At 62.2% G+C, this 15,307-nt stretch carries 14 protein-coding genes; 4 read left to right on the plus strand and 10 right to left on the minus strand.

Annotated features, from left to right (window positions below; translation table 11 throughout):
• Nucleotides 1-24 precede the first annotated feature (24 nt).
• The 8 genes from aruF to acs form a co-directional block, all read right to left on the minus strand.
• Nucleotides 25-1,044: an arginine/ornithine succinyltransferase subunit alpha gene (gene aruF, locus PSEMO_RS09285; RefSeq protein WP_075802760.1), complete on the minus strand. Its 1,020-nt coding sequence runs from the start codon at nt 1,042-1,044 to the stop codon at nt 25-27.
• A 135-nt stretch (nt 1,045-1,179) separates the two neighbouring features.
• Entirely contained in the window at nt 1,180-2,400 is a 1,221-nt protein-coding gene (locus PSEMO_RS09290) for an aspartate aminotransferase family protein (RefSeq protein WP_075802761.1), read from the minus strand.
• A 385-nt stretch (nt 2,401-2,785) separates the two neighbouring features.
• The gene (gene argR, locus PSEMO_RS09295; RefSeq protein WP_075802762.1) at nt 2,786-3,766 is read right to left on the minus strand and encodes a transcriptional regulator ArgR; all 981 of its coding nucleotides are present in this window, start codon (nt 3,764-3,766) and stop codon (nt 2,786-2,788) included.
• A gap of 135 nt (nt 3,767-3,901) precedes the next feature.
• Nucleotides 3,902-4,666: an ABC transporter ATP-binding protein gene (locus tag PSEMO_RS09300; RefSeq protein ID WP_075802763.1), complete on the minus strand. Its 765-nt coding sequence runs from the start codon at nt 4,664-4,666 to the stop codon at nt 3,902-3,904.
• 65 nt (nt 4,667-4,731) lie between these two features.
• Nucleotides 4,732-5,430 carry an ABC transporter permease gene (locus PSEMO_RS09305; protein ID WP_075802764.1) on the minus strand — a complete coding sequence of 233 codons (699 nt, stop codon included), beginning with the start codon at nt 5,428-5,430 and terminating at the stop codon, nt 4,732-4,734.
• Nucleotides 5,427-6,116, minus strand: coding sequence for an ABC transporter permease (locus PSEMO_RS09310; RefSeq protein WP_075802765.1), 690 nt, complete (start codon nt 6,114-6,116; stop codon nt 5,427-5,429). The genes PSEMO_RS09305 and PSEMO_RS09310 overlap by 4 nt, the downstream gene beginning before the upstream one ends.
• 89 nt (nt 6,117-6,205) lie before the next feature.
• Nucleotides 6,206-6,991, minus strand: coding sequence for an ABC transporter substrate-binding protein (locus PSEMO_RS09315; protein ID WP_075802766.1), 786 nt, complete (start codon nt 6,989-6,991; stop codon nt 6,206-6,208).
• A 652-nt stretch (nt 6,992-7,643) separates the two neighbouring features.
• Entirely contained in the window at nt 7,644-9,599 is a 1,956-nt protein-coding gene (acs, locus tag PSEMO_RS09320) for an acetate--CoA ligase (protein ID WP_075802767.1), read from the minus strand.
• Nucleotides 9,600-10,003: 404 nt separating this feature from the next.
• On the opposite strand from acs, the gene PSEMO_RS09325 reads away from it, so the two are divergent.
• Nucleotides 10,004-10,264 carry a DUF2790 domain-containing protein gene (locus tag PSEMO_RS09325; protein ID WP_075802768.1) on the plus strand — a complete coding sequence of 87 codons (261 nt, stop codon included), beginning with the start codon at nt 10,004-10,006 and terminating at the stop codon, nt 10,262-10,264.
• Between the two features lie 80 nt (nt 10,265-10,344).
• Here the strand turns inward: PSEMO_RS09325 and PSEMO_RS09330 are convergent, their stop codons facing one another.
• Entirely contained in the window at nt 10,345-11,904 is a 1,560-nt protein-coding gene (locus PSEMO_RS09330; RefSeq protein WP_075802769.1) for a sigma-54-dependent transcriptional regulator, read from the minus strand.
• 273 nt (nt 11,905-12,177) lie between these two features.
• On the opposite strand from PSEMO_RS09330, the gene phhA reads away from it, so the two are divergent.
• Genes phhA through PSEMO_RS09345 form a run of 3 tightly spaced genes read left to right on the plus strand, consistent with a single transcriptional unit; the run spans nt 12,178 to nt 14,543 of the window.
• The gene (gene phhA / locus PSEMO_RS09335) at nt 12,178-12,963 is read left to right on the plus strand and encodes a phenylalanine 4-monooxygenase (RefSeq protein WP_075802770.1); all 786 of its coding nucleotides are present in this window, start codon (nt 12,178-12,180) and stop codon (nt 12,961-12,963) included.
• Nucleotides 12,964-13,008: 45 nt separating this feature from the next.
• Nucleotides 13,009-13,365, plus strand: a complete 357-nt coding sequence (locus PSEMO_RS09340; protein WP_009405104.1) for a 4a-hydroxytetrahydrobiopterin dehydratase — start codon at nt 13,009-13,011, stop codon at nt 13,363-13,365.
• Nucleotides 13,365-14,543 carry an amino acid aminotransferase gene (locus PSEMO_RS09345; RefSeq protein WP_075802771.1) on the plus strand — a complete coding sequence of 393 codons (1,179 nt, stop codon included), beginning with the start codon at nt 13,365-13,367 and terminating at the stop codon, nt 14,541-14,543. The genes PSEMO_RS09340 and PSEMO_RS09345 overlap by 1 nt, the downstream gene beginning before the upstream one ends.
• 81 nt (nt 14,544-14,624) lie before the next feature.
• Here PSEMO_RS09345 and PSEMO_RS09350 read toward each other — a convergent pair.
• A partial coding sequence (locus PSEMO_RS09350; RefSeq protein ID WP_075802787.1) for an IS3 family transposase occupies nt 14,625-15,307 on the minus strand: 683 nt, incomplete at its 5' end.

Below are 15,307 nucleotides of genomic sequence, written 5' to 3' on the forward strand. Positions count from 1 at the left end.
GGCGCCCGCGAAACTCAGTCAGTATCAAACCGCGACCAGGCGCACGCTGGCGCCCTCGCCGACACCCAGCGCCTCGACGGCTTCCGGGCTCAGGTAGACCGGCTTGCCCGGCACCCAGTCCAGTTCCAGCAGTACCGCGCGGTAATCCTGCAACTGGCCGTTGGTTACCAGGTACTGACGGCCGCCCTTGGTCGGCTGCTCCTGCAGCTTGACCGGCACGACCCGGCTCTGGGCAATGGAACGGATGCCGGACACCCGCGCATGCAGGGTCGGGCCGCCGTCGAAAATGTCGATGTAGTGATCGGTCTCGAAGCCTTCGCGCATCAGGATGTCGAAGGTGATCTGCGCCCGCGGGTGAACCTGGCCCATGGCTTCCTGGGCTTCGTCCGGCAGCAGCGGCACGTAGATCGGGTAATGCGGCATCAGCTCGGCGAGGAAGGTACGGCTTTTCAGGCCGCACAGGCGCTCGGCCTCGGCGTAGTTGAGATCGAAGAAGTTGCGCCCGATCGCGTCCCAGAACGGCGAGTCGCCGTTTTCATCGCTGTAGCCGACGATCTCGGTGACCACCGACTCGGCGAAACGCTCCGGGTGCGAGGCCATGAACAGCAGGCGACCACGGGAGTTGAGCTCGGCCCAGCCGGTGTTCACCAGCTCGGGCAGCACGTAGAAGCTGGTCAGCAGGCTGTTGCCGGTGAGGTCATGGCACTGGGAGAGGACGTGGATCTTGTTGTGGATCTTCAGCTCGCGGGAAGCGTGGACGAAGGTCTCGTTGCGGAAGCTGTAGAACGGCTCGGAATAGCCGGCCGAGGCGACGATGGCCGAGCAGCCGACCAGCTTGCCGGTGGCCGAGTCCTCGAGGACGAAGAAATAGCTTTCCTCGCCGTTGAAACTCACTTCGGCGGCGAAGGAGGTTTCCGAGGCGGAAATCTTGTCGCCCAGGCGACCGGCATCGTCCGGCAGGGACGTGACACCAATGGGACTGTCCGCAGCCAGGCGCTGTACTTCATCCAGGTCAGCCATTTGCGCGGGTCGCATCACCAGCATGGTGTCACTCCTTTCGGGTATACGGGCCGACATGGCGTCGGCGCAAAAAAAGCGGCGTGTGCGGGTCGGGGCACAGGCCACGGGAATCGGTTCGCTGGCCGGGTCAGCGGCCAGCGAAGGTGCAGCGGGGGCGAATCAGGCCTGGGTCAGCTTGGCGGCAGCGCGCTCGAAGCGGTCCAGACCTTCGTCGATATCGGCATCCTCGACCACCAGGCTCGGGGCGAAGCGGACCACGTCCGGACCGGCCTGCAGGACCATCAGGCCCTCTTGCTCGGCGGCGTTGAACACGTCCTTGGCCTTGCCTTTCCAGGCGTCGGTCAGCACGCAGCCGATCAGCAGGCCGCGGCCGCGGACCAGGCTGAACAGGCCGTACTTCTCGCCGATCTGCTCCAGGCGCGACTTGAAGCGCTCGTGCTTGGCCTTCACGCCGTTGAGCACTTCAGGGGTGTTGACGATATCCAGCACGGCGTTGGCGACGGCGCAGGCCAGCGGGTTGCCGCCGTAGGTGGTGCCGTGGGTGCCGACGGCCAGGTGCTTGGCCAGTTCGTCGGTGGTCAGGATCGCGCCGATCGGGAAACCGCCGCCCAGGCTCTTGGCGCTGGAGAGGATGTCCGGGATCACGCCGTAGTGCTGGTAGGCATACAGCTCGCCGGTACGGCCGACGCCGGTCTGCACTTCGTCGAAGATCAGCAGCGCGTTGTACTGGTCGCACAGGGCGCGGGCGCCTTCCAGATAGGCCTGGTCGGCCGGGACCACACCGCTCTCGCCCTGGATCGGCTCGATCACCACGGCGCAGGTCTTGTCGGAGATCTGGGCTTTCAGGGCTTCCAGGTCGTTGTACGGCACATGGCTGATACCGGTGATCTTCGGACCGAAGCCGTCGGAGTACTTCGGCTGGCCGCCGACGCTCACGGTGAACAGGGTGCGGCCGTGGAAGCTGTTGACGGTGGCGATGATCTCGTGTTTTTCCGGACCGAAGCGGTCATGGGCGACACGACGGGCCAGCTTGAACGCGGCCTCGTTGGCCTCGGCGCCGGAGTTGCAGAAGAACGCGCGGTCGGCGAAGGTCGCGTCGACCAGCTTGCGTGCCAGTTGCAGGGCCGGCTCGTTGGTGAAGACGTTGGACACATGCCACAGCTTGTTGGCCTGTTCGGTCAGCGCGCTGACCAATGCCGGATGGGCATGCCCCAGCACGTTAACGGCGATGCCGCCGGCGAAATCGATCAGCTCACGGCCCGACTGGTCCCAGACTCGGGAACCGGCGCCGCGCACGGGAATGAAGGCGGCTGGCGCATAGTTGGGAACCATTACCTGGTCGAAATCGGCGCGTTGCACCGGAGCTTGCTCAACGGACATCGGAGTCTCCTGAAGAGGAACGCCTGCCTGGAACTGGCGAGCGATGGGGGGATTGTAAGGAGAGATGAACACTTGGCCTTGTCGCCAAGCGACAACTTCTTATAGCGCCAAACCCTGTTTTTCCAAGGCTTTCGGCAATGCGACAAATAGCTTCGCAAAGGCGCAGTTTAAACGGTGCGGGGGGCTGGCGGGGAGTGGCTTGGGGGCGGGAAAGGCAGGAAATTCAAGGTGTTCGATGATTGACAGGGTGCCAGATGGTTTTTCTGTGGATTTGAGGGCCCTATCGCTGGCAAGCCAGCTCCCACAGGGTTTTGTGCTGGCCACAGGATTTGCGGCCGACGCGATCACTGTGGGAGCTGGCTTGCCAGCGATGAGGCCCGAAAGATCAACCGCGCTCGGCGGGAACGGAAGAGAGTTCGAACGGCGAACTGCTGCGTCGCTGATTGCGGTCTTCCCGCGGCGTCGCGCCGAAGAAGTTGCGGTACGCACTGGAGAAATGCGGCCCCGACGAGAACCCGCAGGACAGCCCGATCTGGATGATCGACTTGCTGGTCTGCATCAGCATCTGCCGCGCCTTGTTCAGGCGCAGCTCCAGGTAGTACTGGCTCGGCACGCGATTGAGGTACTGCTTGAAGATCCGCTCCAGTTGACGACGGGAAACACAGACATGCTGGGCAATCTCGTCGGTGGTCAGCGGCTCCTCGATATTCGCTTCCATCAGCAGCACGGCCTGGGTCAGCTTCGGATGGCTTGAACCGAGACGATTCTGCAGCGGAATACGCTGGCGCTCGCCACCCTCGCGAATGCGCTCGACCACCAGCTCCTCGGACACCGCCCCCGCCAGCTCGGCCCCGTGATCCCGGGCGAGCACCGCCAGTAACAGGTCCACTACCGACATCCCGCCACACGCAGTCAGGCGATCGCGATCCCAGTCGAACAGATGGCTGGTGGCAATCACCTTGGGGAAGCGCTCGGCGAAATCATCCTGCCAGCGCCAGTGCACCGCCGCCCGATAGCCATCCAGCAAGCCCAGTTGCGCCAGCGGATATACGCCCGCAGACAGGCCACCAACCACACAACCGGAACGAACCAGTTGCTTGAGCGCCGCCCCCAGTGCCGCACCCACCGCCAGCGGCGGCTCGTCGGCGAGCAGGAAGAGCTTCTGGCAATTCTCCAGGCGCCCGGTCCACGGCTCGCCCGGCAGGCGCCAGTCACCCTCGACCGGCGTTTCGGCCTGGAGGAAGGCCAGTTCGTAGGCCACCTCCGGGTGCACCTTCTGCGCCACCCGCAATACCTCTTCCGCCAGCGCCAGGGTCAGGGCCTTGGTGCTGGGCCAGATGAGAAAACCGATTCGCTGGGTGGTCATGAGCTGAGGTCCGAAACCTGAGGTGAGTCTGATGCCCGCAAGGATAGGCGGACTGGAGCAAATGTGGCGCAGGCTGCGCGGGTGGCGCAGCATGACCTATTTTGGTGCAAAGCGGCAGTCTTAACCCAAGACCACTTATTTCAGGCTGCCGGAAAGGAACTGCTGCAGACGCTCGGACTGCGGGTTGACCAGCACTTCACGCGGGTCGCCACGCTCTTCCACCAGGCCCTTGTGCAGGAACACCAGTTGGTTGGACACCTCGCGGGCAAAGCCCATTTCGTGGGTCACCACCACCATGGTCCGGCCTTCCTGGGCCAGGGACTGCATGACTTTCAGGACGTCACCCACCAGCTCCGGGTCCAGCGCCGAGGTCGGCTCGTCGAACAGCATCACCTCAGGCTCCATGGCCAGGGCCCGGGCGATCGCCACGCGCTGCTGCTCGCCGCCGGACATGTGGCCCGGATAGGCGTCCTTGCGATGGGAGACGCCGACCTTGGCCAGGTAATGCTCGGCTTTCTCCAGCGCTTCCTTCTTGCTCACGCCGAGCACATGCACCGGCGCCTCGATGATATTTTCCAGGGCGGTCATGTGCGACCACAGGTTGAAGTGCTGGAACACCATCGACAGCCGCGAACGCATGCGCTGCAACTGCTTGGGATCGGCGGCCTTGAGCGCGCCATCCTTGTTGGCCACCAGCTTGAGCTCTTCGTTGTTCAGCAGGATCTTGCCGGCGTGCGGCTGCTCCAGCAGGTTGATGCAGCGCAGGAAAGTACTCTTGCCCGAGCCGCTGGAGCCGATGATGCTGATCACGTCGCCGGCCTTGGCGGCCAGGGACACGCCCTTGAGCACTTCATGGCTGCCGTAGCGTTTGTGCAGGTCCTGGATTTCGAGTTTGTACATGCTGTCGGTTCTCACAAGGCCGGGGCGTGACGGCACGCCCTGGGCGAATCAGTTAGCCGCGGGCCTCAGCCCTTGCGCGGCGCCAGGTAGCCGAGCCAGCGGCGTTCGGCGAGCTTGAACAGGCGGACCAGGATGAAGGTCAGGCACAGGTAGAACACGCCGGCGGTGATGTAGGCCTCGAACGGCAGGTAATACTGGGCATTGACGGTCCGCGCGGCGCCGGTGATGTCGATCAGGGTGACGATGGAGGCGAGACTGGTGGTCTGCAGCATCATGATCACTTCGTTGCTGTACTGCGGCAGCGCCCGGCGCAGGGCCGACGGCAGGAGGATGCGGCGATACATCTTGTAGCGCGACATGCCCACCGCCTTGGCCGCCTCGATCTCGCCATGGGGCGTGGCCTTGAGGCTGCCGGCGATGATTTCTGCGGTGTAGGCGCTGGTGTTGATGGCGAAGGCCAGGCAGGCGCAGAAAGTCGCGCTGGACAGCCACGGCCAGAGGAAGCTCTCGCGCACCACGGCGAACTGAGCCAGGCCGTAGTAGATCAGGAACAGCTGGACCAGCATCGGCGTGCCGCGGATCACGTAGGTGTAGAGCCAGGCGGCGAAGTTCACCAGCGGCTGTTTCGAGACCCGCATCAAGCCCAGCGGAATCGCCGTGAGCAGACCGAAGAACAGGGAAATCGCCAGCAGCTTGAGGGTGGTCAGCAGCCCGCCCCAGTACAGCGGCAGCGCCTCCCAGATGACGTTGTAGTCGAAGATCATAGTTCAGCCGCCTTTACGCCAACCGAGTAGCGCTTTTCCAGGTAACGCAGGGCCAGCAGCGAGACGCTGGTGATCACCAGGTACATCGCGGCCACCGCCAGGAAGAAGGTGAAAGGCTCGCGGGTGGCGTCGGCCGCCTGCTTGGCCTTGAACATCATGTCCTGCAGGCCCACCACGGAAATCAGCGCGGTGGCCTTGGTCAGCACCAGCCAGTTGTTGGTGAAGCCGGGAATCGCCAGGCGGATCATCTGCGGCACCAGCACGCGGAAGAACACCTGCACATTGCTCATGCCGTAGGCCATGCCGGCCTCGGCCTGGCCTTTCGGGATCGCCATGAAGGCGCCACGGAAGGTTTCCGAAAGATAGGCCCCGAAGATGAAACCGAGGGTGCCGATACCCGCGACCAGCGGGTTGAGGTCGATGTAGTCGTCGTAGCCCACCAGCGGGGCGACGCGATTGAGGATGTCCTGGCCGCCGTAGAAGATCAGCAGGATCAGGACCAGATCGGGAATGCCGCGGATCACCGTGGCATACAGATCGCCGAGCCAGGCGAGCCAGCGCACCGGCGACAGACGCAGGGCCACCCCGATCAGGCCAAGCACGATGGCCAGGGCCATGGACGACAAGGCGAGCTGTAGCGTCAGCCACGCTCCATCGAGGATGACTGCCCCGTAGCCTTTCAACATGATGAGGTCCTCGACCTTAGGGATGAAAAAATGGTGCAAGCCTCAGCGCTTCTGCTGCTTGCACCATTGAACAGGTGACACGACGCCGGTTAGTTGGTTTCCGGGCCGTAGATATCGAAGTTGAAGTACTTGTCCTGGATTTCCTTGTACTTGCCGCTGGCACGGATGCCGTCGATGGCGGCATTGATACGGTCAAGGTTTTCCTTGTCGCCCTTGCGCACGGCGATGCCGATGCCGTCGCCGAAGTACTTGGCGTCGGTGAAGGCCGGGCCGGTGAAGGCGTAGCCCTTGCCCGCGTCGGTCTTCAGGAAACCGTCTTCCAGCAGCGTAGCGTCAGCCACGGTGCCGTCCAGGCGGCCGGCGGTGATGTCCAGGTAGATCTCGTTCTGGGTGCCGTAAGGAACGATGGTGGCGCCTTTCGGGGCCAGGACTTCCTTGGCGAAGCGGTCGTGGATCGAACCGCGCTGCACGCCGATCTTCTTGCCTTGCAGCTCGCTCAGGCTGTCGCTGACGGCGGTGCCGTCCTTCATCACCAGGCGGGCCGGGGTCAGGTAGTAGCGCTTGGTGAAGTCGACCGATTTCTTGCGGTCGTCGGTGATCGACATGGACGACAGGATGGCGTCGATCTTGCGCACTTTCAGCGCCGGGATCAGGCCGTCGAACTCCTGCTCGACCCAGGTGCACTTGACCTTCATCTGCTCGCACAGGGCGTTGCCGATGTCGTAGTCGAAGCCGACGATGCTGCCGTCCGGGGCTTTCGAGGCGAAGGGTGGGTAGGCGGCTTCGATGCCGATGCGCAGCGGCTTTTCGTCGGCCACGGACACCAAGGAGAACATGGACAGCGCCAGTGCGCCAAGCAATGCGAGTTTCTTCATCTGGGAACTCCAATCGGTAAAGGGCAATGCCAGGCAGTACGACTGCCCACTATGCGAATGAGTACAACGCAGAGCTGCGCGGGACCGGACCAGGGGTCAGGCGTCACGAGCGAGTGATCGGCATTTTAACGACAGCTCGGAAGCCGATATTTCTTCAAAGCGACAAGTAGTTACAGAAGCCTTTGAAGAGCGGCCGGGAGATATTGACAGCTTCGGAGGAATATGCAAAAGCGGAAAACAAATAACCCATGACTGAAGCAATAACCGGGCCCATTATTGGCAAACCCTTGTATCACGGCAAGTCCAGCCGATTGGGTGTGGGAAATTTCATCTTTCGCCGCACCATTTTTGAGCATAGCCGTTTCCTTACGCCCCGTTTTTGTACGAAAGACCTGTGGGAAAGGTTACCGATGAAAGTCGAAGTAACAAAAAAGCCCAAGGCCCCGGAGGCGGGTTGCCTCGGGGCCTTGGGCTGATTTCCTTGATCTTTGTGTTGGAACTGATGGCCTCATCGCTGCGGTGCGGCGGTCCGACAAGCCAGCTCCCACAGTGACCGCGTCGGCCACAGGTCTTGCGATCAACACAAAACCTGTGGGAGCTGGCTTGCCAGCGATTGGGCCATAAGCAACACAGCCAAATCCGGCTCAGTACATCAAGCCACATTCATGGTCTTGTGCGTCTCCACCAGATGCGCCACCACACCCGGGTCGGCCAGGGTCGAGATATCGCCCAGGGAATCGTACTCGGCCGTGGCGATCTTGCGCAGGATACGGCGCATGATCTTGCCCGAACGGGTCTTCGGCAGGCCCGGCGCCCACTGGATGACATCCGGCGAGGCGATCGGACCGATCTCCTTGCGCACCCAGTTCTTCAGCTCGATGCGCAGCGCTTCGCTCGGCTCCTCGCCACCGTTGAGGGTGACGTAGACATAGATGCCCTGCCCCTTGATGTCGTGCGGCACGCCAACCACCGCGGCCTCGGCGACTTTCGGGTGGGCGACCATGGCGCTTTCGATCTCGGCGGTACCCATGCGGTGCCCGGAAACATTGAGCACGTCGTCCACGCGACCAGTAATCCAGTAGTAGCCGTCCTCGTCGCGACGGGCACCGTCACCGGTGAAATACATGCCGCGGAAGGTCTTGAAGTAGGTGTCGACGAAGCGGTCGTGGTCGCCGTACAGCGAACGCGCCTGGCCCGGCCACGAATCGAGGATCACCAGGTTGCCCTCGGCAGCCCCTTCGATCAGGTTGCCCAGGTTATCCACCAGGGCCGGCACCACGCCGAAGAACGGACGGGTCGCGGAACCTGGCTTCAATGCGGTAGCGCCTGGCAGCGGGCTGATCAGGATGCCGCCGGTCTCGGTCTGCCACCAGGTGTCGACGATCGGGCAACGCTCCTTGCCGACGGTCTGGTGGTACCAGTTCCAGGCTTCAGGGTTGATCGGCTCGCCCACCGATCCAAGCAAACGCAGGCTGGAGCCATCGGCACCGGCAACAGCGGCCTGACCTTCGGCCATCATGGCGCGGATCGCGGTCGGTGCGGTGTAGAGGACGTTGACCTTGTGCTTGTCGACGATCTTCGACACGCGGGTGATATCCGGATAGTTCGGCACGCCTTCGAACAGCAGGGTGGTCGCGCCGTTGGCCAGCGGGCCGTAGACGATGTAGCTGTGGCCGGTGACCCAGCCGACGTCGGCGGTGCACCAGTAGACTTCGCCCGGACGGTAGTCGAAGACCCGCTCGTGGGTCATCGAGGCGTAGACCAGGTAGCCGCCGGTGGTGTGCAGCACGCCCTTCGGCTTGCCGGTGGAACCGGAGGTGTAGAGGATGAACAGCGCTTCCTCGGCGCCCATTTCCTTCGGCGCGCAGACGCTGCCGGCCACTTTCATCAGGTCTTCGTACCAGATGTCGCGGTGCTGGTTCCACTTGATGTCGGCACCGGTGCGCTTGCACACGATGACCTTCTGGATGCTGTTGGTCTCGGGGTTGGTCAGGGCGTCGTCGACGTTGGCCTTGAGCGCGGTACGGCGACCGCCACGCAGGCCTTCGTCGGCGGTGATCACCACCTTGGACTTGCAGTCGATGATGCGGCCGGCCAGGGCTTCAGGGGAGAAGCCGCCGAAGACCACGGAGTGGATCGCGCCGATCCGGGCACAGGCCAGCATGGCGACCACGGCTTCGGGGATCATCGGCATGTAGATGGTGACCACGTCACCCCGGTGCACGTCCTGGCCACGCAAGGCGTTGGCGAACTTGCACACTTGCTCGTGCAGCTCGCGGTAGGTGATGTTGCGGTGCTCGGAAGGGTCGTCGCCTTCCCAGATGATTGCGACCTGATCGCCACGCTCTTCCAGATGACGGTCGAGGCAGTTGTAGGAAACGTTCAGGGTGCCATCGGCGAACCACTTGATATCGACATGGTGGTCGTCGAAGGAGGTCTGCTTGACCTTGGTGAAGGGCTTGATCCACTCGAGGCGCTGGGCCTGCTCACGCCAGAAGCCGTCCGGGTTGACCACCGACTTCTGGTACATGGCCTTGTAGGTGGCCTCGTCGGTCAGGGTAGTCGCCGCAACCTCGGGACGAACGGGGTACAGGGAAGCCGCACTCATCTTTGTTACCTCGGTGTAATAGTTGTTTTTGTATGACCTCGTTTTAACTGTACCAGAGCCATCAGGGCCATTCGACGTTGGTAGTAACGCCATGGTCTTTTGGCCACCTATGGCAGAAAAGCCGCTCTGGCACGGGCGTTCCGCATTATCGACGGGAAATCGCGACGCATTTTCGCAGCGATTGTTACGGATTCTGCCAACAGTGTTTATCAAAACATCGACTGTTTCAGTTTGATGTCAGGCCCTAGAATTCACCTCGCCAGCAACGGCAACGTGATTAACTTCAGGTAACAGCCCCCACGAAGGCATGTTAATCCCGGGATAACTTTCCGCTTTTACTTTGCAGCAACGTAGCGCCACAAGCGCTACGCCCCCTTATTCGACCTTGAACAGGTGATTTTAAGATGAAAGCTTTACTGGTTTTGGTACTCGGCAGTGTTTGCGGTGCGGCCATGGCCGACGACCTGGCAAATAACGGCGCCGAGCAGATTCCGGTTGAACAGTACAGTTACTCGCAGCATCTGGATATCGCCAAAGTCCTCTCCATGAGCGAGATTCCAAACGTTTGCGAAGTCGTCCCGGCGCGTATGACCTACGAGGACTCGCAAGGCCGGAAGCACATTCTCGAATACCGTGTCATGGGTAACGGCTGCTCCAACGGCTAACTTTCTCTTCGTGGCTGTCGCGCCTCTTGATAGTTAACAAGAGGCGCCACGCCCGACATAATGTTCTCTTAACTTTCGAACTATTCAGCCGACTTGCCAACTGCATAATCCCGCAACTTGTTGGCAATGGTCGTATGGGAAACACCCAGCCGTTTTCCCAATGCCCGGCTGGTTGGATATTCGCCCTGCAAGGCTTCAAGTACCGCCTTCTCGAAACGCCCGACAATCTGTGCCAGATCGCCTTCCAGGGAGAACTCGCCCAGAGGCTGGCGCGCGCCGTAATCCGGCAGGCGGATATGCTCGGCCTTGACCACACCCCCATCGCACAACGACACCGCCTGGAACAGCACGTTTTCCAGTTGCCGCACGTTGCCCGGCCAGTGGTACTGGCTCAGGCGCTCCAGCGCTGCCGGCGCCAGGCGCGGTAGCGGGCAGCCGATCTGGCGGCTGGCCTGGTCGAGGAAATGCTCCACCAGTGGCGGCAGGCCATCGAGGCATTCGCGCAGCGGCGGGATATGCAGGGACAGCACGTTGAGGCGGTGGTACAGGTCCTGGCGGAATTCGCCACGGGCGCACAGCTCGGACAGGTCCACCTGGGTCGCACAGATCACCCGCACATCCAGATACACCTCTTCGTCGCTGCCGACCCGGCGGAAGCAGCCGTCCTGCAGGAAACGCAGCAGTTTCACCTGCAGGCGCGGGCTCATCTCGTCGACACCATCAAGGAACAGCGTACCGCCGGCAGTCAGCTCCAGCAGCCCCAGCTTACCCTCGGCGCGGGCGCCCTCGAAGGCTCCCGGCCCGTAACCAAAGAGTTCGGTCTCGGCCATCGACTCCGGCAGACCAGCACAATTCAGCGCCATCAGCGGCGCCTGCCCGCGCGGGCTGGCCAGGTGGCAGGCGCGGGCCAGCAACTCCTTGCCGGTGCCGGTCTCGCCCTCGATCAGCAGCGGCGCATCCAGTGGCGCCATGCGCCGCGCCTCGCGGACCACTGCGGCCATCACCCGCGAACTCTGGAAGATGCTGTCGAAGCCGCGCAGCTCCTGCTTGCGCACGTTGTAGATGCGCTCACCGATACGATCGGCGCGGTGCAGGGTCAGCACGGCGCCGGCCAGGGCCTCGCTGTCGTCATGCTCGGATTGCAGCGGGGCGATATCGGCGAGGAACACATCATTCTTGACCTTCACCCGCAAGCCATTGATCCGCGCCTTGTTGGCCCGTACCAGCTCCGGCAGGTCAAAGTCCTCGGCGTAGCGCGACAGCGGAATCCCCGGCACCTCGTCGACCCGCACCCCGAGCAACTGGGCGGCGGCACGGTTGGCCGCGACAATCGAGCCGCCCATGTCGATGGACAACACCGGGAAATCCAGGGCACCGAGCAGCGCATTCAGCTCCATATGCCGCCGCTCGCTGGGCATCAGCCCGACCCGTTTGACCCCGAACACCCCGGTGATCGACTCGAACTTCGGTCGCAGCGCCTGGAACTGCAGGTTGATCAGGTTCGGGCAGTGCAGGTAGATGGCATTGCCGTGCTCCCCGCCCACCTCGCCGCGAGCGACGTTGATGCCGTACTCCACGAGCAGGTTGAGGATGTCCCGCAAAATGCCGATGCGGTTCTGGCAGTGCACTTTGATACGCATGAAAGGTCCTACAAAGAGGTGAGAGCGGCGAATTTTCTGTTGGCGCGCCGGAATTTTTGTAAATAATACGTTACAAAAACCGGCTTTCCCAGCGCTTCGCGAGGGCGGATTTGCGCGACAGGGTCTTTTTCGTAAAGTCTGCGTTACAAAAACCACCCACCTCACCCCTCTTCCACCCCCGCCACCCAGCTGCAATTCCCGGTGTCAGGGGCTATCTCTAAGGGCATGGCGCAAGCCGCACACAACAATAAAAGCCCTCAGCAGGAGAGCAGCATGAAACAGACGCAGTACGTGGCCCGCGAGCCCGATGCGAACGGTTTTATCGATTACCCGCCGCAGGAACATGCGGTGTGGAACACCCTGATCACCCGTCAGTTGAAAGTGATCGAGGGCCGCGCGTGCCAGGAATACCTGGACGGCATCGAACAGCTCAACCTGCCCCACGACCGCATTCCGCAACTCTCGGAAATCAACGCGGTGCTGGGCGCCACCACCGGCTGGCAAGTCGCCCGGGTGCCGGCGCTGATTCCCTTCCAGACCTTTTTCGAACTGCTGGCGAGCAAGCGCTTCCCGGTCGCTACCTTCATTCGTACCGAAGAAGAGCTGGATTACCTGCAGGAACCGGACATCTTCCACGAGATCTTCGGCCACTGTCCGCTGCTGACCAACCCCTGGTTCGCCGAATTCACCCACACCTATGGCAAGCTCGGCCTAGCCGCGACCAAGGAACAGCGCGTGTACCTGGCGCGCCTGTACTGGATGACCATCGAGTTTGGCCTGATGGATACCCCGCAAGGCCGGCGTATCTATGGCGGGGGCATCCTGTCGTCGCCGAAGGAGACCGTCTACAGTCTCTCCGACGCGCCCGAGCACCAGCCGTTCGACCCGCTGGAAGCCATGCGCACGCCGTACCGCATCGACATCCTGCAACCGGTGTACTTCGCCCTGCCGAACCTCAAGCGCCTGTTCGACCTGGCCCACGAAGACATCATGGGCATGGTCGAGCACGCCATGCAGCTTGGCCTGCACGCCCCCAAGTTTCCACCCAAGGCGGCCTGAGCCGCCCTGTACTCCTATAACAATCCATCTGGAAAGCCATTACCTATGAACGCCTTGTCCCAAGCCCACTGCGAAGCCTGCCGCGCCGATGCGCCGAAAGTCAGCGACGAAGAACTGCCGGAACTGATCCGCATGATTCCTGACTGGAACATCGAAGTCCGCGACTCGATCATGCAGTTGGAGAAAGTCTTCCTGTTCAAGAACTTCAAGCACGCCCTGGCCTTCACCAACGCCGTCGGCGAGATCTCCGAAGCCGAAGGCCATCACCCGGGCCTGCTGACCGAATGGGGCAAGGTCACCGTGACCTGGTGGAGCCACTCGATCAAAGGCCTGCACCGCAACGACTTCATCATGGCAGCGCGCACCGACGAGGTCGCCAAGACTGCCGAAGGGCGCAAGTGATGCATTTCCAGGCCATCACCCGGGTTCCGGGTGATCCCATCCTCGGGTTGATGGAGGCCTATGCCAAGGATCCGAATCCGGCGAAATTCGACCTGGGCGTCGGCGTATTCAAGGACGCCCAGGGCCTGACGCCGGTGCCCCAGGCGGTGAAGATCGCCGAGCAACGCCTGGTGGAGCGTCAAGCGAGCAAGAGTTATGTCGGCGGCCATGGCGATGCCGCCTTTGGCCGCCTGCTGTGCGAGCTGGTGCTGGGCGAGGTATCGCCGCTTGCCGGGGCTACCCAGACCCCGGGCGGCACCGGCGCCCTGCGCCTGGCCGCCGAGTTTATCCAGCGCTGCCTGCCGGGGCGCGGGATCTGGCTGAGCAATCCGACCTGGCCGATCCACGAGACCATCTTCGCCGGCGCCGGGCTCAAGGTCGGGCATTACCCCTATGTCGGCGCGGACAACCGCCTCGATGTGGCGGGTATGCTTGCCGCCCTGGAAACCGCGCCGCAAGGCGATATCGTCCTGCTCCACGCCTGCTGCCATAACCCGACCGGCTTCGACCTGTCGCGGGATGACTGGGGCAAGGTGCTGGAGGTGGTGAAGCGGCGTTCGTTGCTGCCGCTGATCGACTTCGCCTACCAGGGCTTTGGTGACGGGCTGGACGAGGACGCCTGGGCAGTGCGCCTGTTTGCCGCCGAACTGCCCGAGTTGCTGATCACCAGTTCATGCTCGAAGAACTTCGGCCTGTATCGCGAGCGTACCGGCGCCCTGCTGGTGCGCTGTGCCGATGCGGAAAAGCTGCTGGATGTGCGTAGCCAACTGGCGTTTATCGCGCGGAACCTGTGGTCGACGCCGCCGGATCATGGCGCGGCGGTGGTGGCGGAGATTCTTGGGGATCCCGAGCTGAAGAGCCTATGGGTCAGTGAGGTCGAAGCCATGCGCCAGCGAATTGCGCGGTTGCGCAGCGGGTTGGTGGAGGCCCTGGCGCCCCATGGGTTGAGCGAGCGCTTTGCGCATATTGCCGAGCAGCGGGGGATGTTTTCCTACACCGGGTTGTCGCCGGCGCAGGTAGCGGCGCTGCGCGAGCGGCATAGCGTGTATATGGTCGGGACCGGACGGGCCAATGTGGCAGGGGCGGATGAAGCCCGGCTGGATACGTTGGCTGCGGCTATTGCCGACGTCTGTCGCTGAATCTTCACTGCTGCTGATGACCTCATCGCCGGCAACGCCGGCTCCCACAATTATGGACTGCCCCCGAAAAGTTGGACAGTTTTAGCCAGCAGCCTGAGCCCTGTAATCGACGGGGCTTAGGCCGTTTAGCCTCAGCTTGATACGGTCATAGTTGTAGTAGCGGATGTACTCGTCCAGACCGGTGGTCAGCTCTTCGATGCTCTCAAACCGCTTCAGGTAGAAAAACTCAGACTTGAGCGTGCCGAAGAAGCTTTCCATAGCGGCGTTATCCAGGCAATTCCCTTTGCGCGACATGCTCTGCTTTACGCCACGCTGCTCAAGTTTTTCTCGGTATTGGCGCTGCTGATAATGCCACCCCTGATCAGAGTGAATGACCAGCTTCGGCTCCTTTCCCAAGCTACTCAGGGCTTTTTCCAGCATGTTCCCCACCAGCTCATAGCTGGGGCGGCGAGCGATCTCGTAGGCCACGATCTCACTGTTGTACAAGTCCATCACTGGTGAGAGATAGAGCTTTTGCTGAGCCACTTTAAACTCGGTTACGTCAGTTACCCACTTCTGATTGGGCCGTTGGGCGATGAAGTTCCGCTCCAGCAGATTCTCGGCAATCCTGCCGACCTCTCCTCGATAGGACCGATACTTTTTAGGCCGCACTACCGCCTGCAAACCTTGGTCTGCCATCAGTCGCTCCACAACCTTCTTGTTCACCAGGACGCCTTGATTCTTGATCGCCAGCGTCACGCGCCGATACCCATAGAGCCCTTTTT

This window comes from Pseudomonas putida (assembly GCF_001941965.1).
Taxonomy (GTDB): Bacteria; Pseudomonadota; Gammaproteobacteria; order Pseudomonadales; family Pseudomonadaceae; genus Aquipseudomonas; species Aquipseudomonas putida_L.